The organism is Nodosilinea sp. LEGE 07298, assembly GCF_015207265.1.
GTDB lineage: Bacteria > Cyanobacteriota > Cyanobacteriia > Phormidesmidales > Phormidesmidaceae > Nodosilinea.
This window is the reverse complement of record NZ_JADEXE010000430.1, coordinates 1-4,405: the sequence shown is the minus strand read 5'-3', so window position 1 is coordinate 4,405 and position 4,405 is coordinate 1. Positions and strand designations below refer to the sequence as shown.

Genomic DNA, 4,405 nt, shown 5'->3' with positions numbered 1-4,405 from the left:
CCCCAAAGCCATGACGCCACCGCCCGACTCTGCCCTGACCACCGCGCCCACCGCGACGCCCAATCTGGACATTACCCTGACCAAAACCAAAACCCTGGTCAAACCGGCGGGCGGCGGCTGTAGCACGGCCACCACTGGCTGCACCACCAAAACCGACACTGCCATCAGCGAGAGCATGCAGGCCCGCATCGATAAGCACCCCTGCTACAGCGAAGAGGCCCACCACCACTACGCCCGCATGCACGTGGCCGTGGCCCCCGCCTGCAACATTCAGTGCAACTACTGCAACCGCAAGTACGACTGCGCCAACGAAAGCCGCCCCGGTGTGGTCAGCGAACTGCTGACACCTGAAGAAGCCGCCCACAAGGTCTTAGTAGTAGCGGGCAAAATTCCCCAGATGACGGTGCTCGGCATCGCTGGCCCCGGCGACCCCCTGGCCAACCCCGAAAAAACCTTCCGCACCTTTGAGCTGATTGCCGAGCAGGCCCCCGACATCAAACTCTGCCTGTCTACCAACGGTCTGATGCTGCCGGACTACGTCGATCGCATCAAAGCCCTCAACGTCGACCACGTCACTATCACTATTAATATGGTCGATCCGGCGATCGGCGAAAAAATCTACCCCTGGGTGCACTACCGCCGCAAGCGCTACCGGGGCATTGAAGGTGTCCGCATTCTGCACGAGCGGCAGATGGAAGGTCTAAAAGCGCTTCAGGACGCTGACATTCTCTGCAAAGTGAACTCGGTACTGATTCCCGGCATCAATGATGAGCACATGCCCGAGGTGAATGCCGCCATTCGGGAACGGGGCGCATTTCTACACAATATAATGCCGCTGATTTCGGCCCCGGAGCATGGTACCTACTTTGGCCTGAATGGCCAGCGCGGCCCCAACCCCAAAGAGCTAAAGCAGGTGCAGGACAACTGCGCTGGCAACCTGAAGCTGATGCGCCACTGCCGCCAGTGCCGGGCCGACGCCGTGGGCCTACTGGGCGAAGACCGCAGCCAAGAGTTCACCAAAGACAAGTTCATGGAAATGCCGGTGTCCTACAGCCTGGAAACCCGCCAGGCCGTCCACATCGGCATTGCCCAGGCCAAGGCCGCCGTTGACGCCAAGAAGCAATCCGCCGCCCGCATCCCCGGTGCCCTGTCGGAAGATTCGCCCAAGGTTTTAGTTGCTGTGGCCACCAAGGGCGGCGGCATCGTGAACCAGCACTTTGGCCACGCCAAGGAATTCATGATCTACGAGGTGGATGCCGCCGGAGCCAAGTTCATCAGCCACCGCAAAGTCGCCGACTACTGCCAGGGCGGCTACGGCGAAGAGGCGATGCTGACCGGCATCATCGACACGATTTCTGACTGCAAAGCGGTGCTGGCGTCGAAGGTTGGCCCTTGCCCCAGCAAGCAGTTACAAGAAGCGGGCTTGGTGGTAGTCGAAGCCTACGACGTGATCGAGACCGTGGCCCGGCAGTTTTATGACGAGCACGTGCTTAGACGCTAAAGCGTTTAGTTCTTAATTTTGAGTTTTGAATTTTGAGTTCTCCATCGATTACTTAAATTCAAAACTCAAACTTCAAAACTCAAAACTTTCTCCCCCACTCCCCAGAGGCTCCTCCCATGCCCTACTCCATCACTCAAAGCTGTATCGGTTGCCAACGCTGCCTCTCAGCCTGCCCAACCGGGGCGATTCAGACCGATGGCACGGCTTTCTGGATTGCGATCGATCGCTGCAATCAGTGCCAGGGCTCCCACGGGGTGCCCCAATGCTGGGCCACTTGCCCCACCAATGAAGGCTGTGTACCCCTGAGTGCCGGGGTGGCGGCGGTGTCGCTCACCTCCACCTCAGAGGCGATGGGGGACTACTGGGAGTCGTGGTTTGCTACCTACACCCGTATGGTGGCGCGGCTTCAGGGGGTGCAGGAGCCGGGCTACTGGCACGACTGGTTTGACAGCTATTCCCAATCTTTGAAGCGATTGCAGGCGACCTAGTCAAATATTGAATTTTGAGTTTTGAATTTTGAATTCTTACGAAATCACCCCCATTCAAAACTCAAAACTTAAAACTCAAAACTTTCCACCACCCCTTCACTCCCCTAACCGCCATGGTCACCTATCTCGACAACAACGCCACCACCCGCACCGACCCTGCTGTTCTAGAGGCCATGCTGCCCTACCTGAGCGAGCTGTACGGCAACCCGTCGTCGATGCACAGCTTTGGTGGACAGGTGGGGGCGGCGATTGAGACGGCCCGTGAGCAAGTTGCGGCCTTGCTGGGGGCCGAACCGACAGAGATTATCTTCAACAGCTGCGGCAGCGAGGGCAACAACACCGCCATCCATGCCGCCCTGGCGGCTCAGCCGGAGAAGCGGCACATCGTCACCACGGCAGTCGAGCACGCGGCGATTCTGGCGGTTTGTAAGCACCTGGAGAAAAAGGGTTACACGGTGACCTACCTGTCGGTAGATGGGCGGGGCCAGCTGGATCTGATGGAGCTGGAGGCGGCGATGACCGGCGGCACCGCTCTGGTGACCACCATGTACGCCAACAACGAAACCGGGGTGATTTTTCCGGTGGAGCAGATTGGGGCGATCGCAAAAGCCTACGGTGCCACCTTCCACGTGGATGCGGTGCAGGCGGTGGGCAAAGTGCCGATTGACCTGGCTACCAGCACCATCGACCTGCTCACCCTCTCCGGCCACAAGCTCCACGCCCCCAAGGGCATTGGGGTGCTGTACGTTCGCAAGGGCTTCCGCTTCCGCCCGTTCTTGCTAGGCGGACACCAGGAGCGGGGTCGCCGGGCAGGCACCCACAACGTGCCTGCGATCGTGGCCCTGGGCAAAGCCGCCGAACTGGCACAGCTCAATCTGGCTCACACCAAGCGCGAAGCCGAACTGCGGGACATGCTGGAATACGGCATTCTGGCCACTATCCCCGACACCGTGGTGAATGGCGGCGGTGCCCCCCGCCTGCCCAACACCACCAACATTGGCTTTAAGTACATCGAGGGCGAGGCGATTCTGTTCATGCTCAACCGCGAGGGCATCTGCGCCTCCTCCGGTTCCGCCTGCACCTCCGGCAGCCTCGACCCCTCCCATGTACTCACCGCCATGGGCCTGCCCTACACCATTCTCCACGGCTCGATTCGCTTTAGCCTGTCGCGCTACAACACCGAAGCCGAAATTCGCCAGGTGCTGACCGTCATGCCCGAGATTGTGGAACGCCTCCGCGCTATGTCGCCTTTTAACAACGACCAGGCGGAGTGGTTGCAGGAGCGAGATTTAGCTGTCGTGACTTAGGAAAACGAAGGGTATCAGGTTTTAGGTTTCAGGTTTTAGGTTTCAGGTCTCAGATACTTGATACCCGACACCCAACACCCGACACCCAACACCCAACACCCAACACCTGCCTACCCATCCACCCTCACCCCCGAAACCGCCATGTGGGACTACTCCGAAAAGGTACTCGAACTCTTCTATAACCCGATCAACCAGGGTGCGATCGATGACCCCACTGAACCCGATGTGGCGGTGGTCTACGGCGAAGTGGGCAGCATTGCCTGCGGCGACGCCCTGCGGCTGCACCTGAAGATTCAGCCCTCCACCGACAGCATTTTGGATGCCCGGTTTCAGACCTTCGGCTGTACGAGCGCGATCGCATCCTCTTCCGCCCTAACCGAAATCATCAAAGGCCACACCCTGGATGAAGCACTGCACATTACCAACCAGGACATCGCCGATTTCTTAGGCGGTCTGCCCGAGGCCAAAATGCACTGCTCGGTGATGGGCCAGGAGGCTCTAGAGGCGGCGATCTATAAGTATCGCGGCATCGAAGTCGAGCACCACGAGGACGATGACGGCACCCTAGTCTGCGCCTGCTACGGCATTTCGGAAAAGAAGATTAAGCGGGCGATCGCCGAAAACGACCTGAGCACCGTGGAGCAAGTCACCAACTACGTCAAAGCCGGAGGCGGCTGCGGCTCCTGCCTGGCCAACATCGAAGACCTGATTGTCGATGCCCAACAGTCTATCGAAACCGTCCGAGCCGCCGCTGACCTGGCCATAGAACAGGAGCAAAACACCCAGACCGCCCCACCCCTGACCAACCTGCAAAAAATCACCCTAATCCAGCAGGTAATCGACACCGAGGTCCGGCCCATCCTAATCGCCGACGGCGGCGATGTCAGTTTGCACGATGTCGAGGGCGATCGCGTGTTGGTCAAGCTCCAGGGGGCCTGCGGCTCCTGCGCCAGCAGTACCGAGACCTTGAAGTATGCGATCGAGGCCAAGTTGCAGCGGTTGGTGTTGCCAACGCTCACCGTAGAAGCGATTTGAAGGAATTCAAAATTCAAAATTTTGCCTTTTTAATTTTGAATTCTTCTCTCCCGTACCCCACCACCCCACCACCC

4 protein-coding genes are annotated in these 4,405 nt (G+C 59.0%); all 4 read left to right on the top strand.

Annotated features, from left to right (window positions below):
* Positions 1-10 precede the first annotated feature (10 nt).
* The 4 genes from nifB (at position 11) to nifU (ending at position 4,331) form a co-directional block, all read left to right on the top strand.
* Complete coding sequence (gene nifB / locus IQ273_RS30990; RefSeq protein ID WP_194026937.1) at positions 11-1,501, top strand: nitrogenase cofactor biosynthesis protein NifB; 1,491 nt, start codon at positions 11-13, stop codon at positions 1,499-1,501.
* A gap of 116 nt (positions 1,502-1,617) precedes the next feature.
* A complete protein-coding gene (locus IQ273_RS30985; protein WP_194026935.1) occupies positions 1,618-1,989 on the top strand; it encodes a 4Fe-4S binding protein in 372 nt (123 codons plus the stop codon).
* Positions 1,990-2,102: 113 nt separating this feature from the next.
* A complete protein-coding gene (gene nifS / locus IQ273_RS30980) occupies positions 2,103-3,296 on the top strand; it encodes a cysteine desulfurase NifS (protein WP_194026934.1) in 1,194 nt (397 codons plus the stop codon).
* Positions 3,297-3,437: 141 nt separating this feature from the next.
* Positions 3,438-4,331: a Fe-S cluster assembly protein NifU gene (gene nifU / locus IQ273_RS30975; RefSeq protein ID WP_194026936.1), complete on the top strand. Its 894-nt coding sequence runs from the start codon at positions 3,438-3,440 to the stop codon at positions 4,329-4,331.
* The last annotated feature ends 74 nt before the right edge of the window (positions 4,332-4,405 follow it).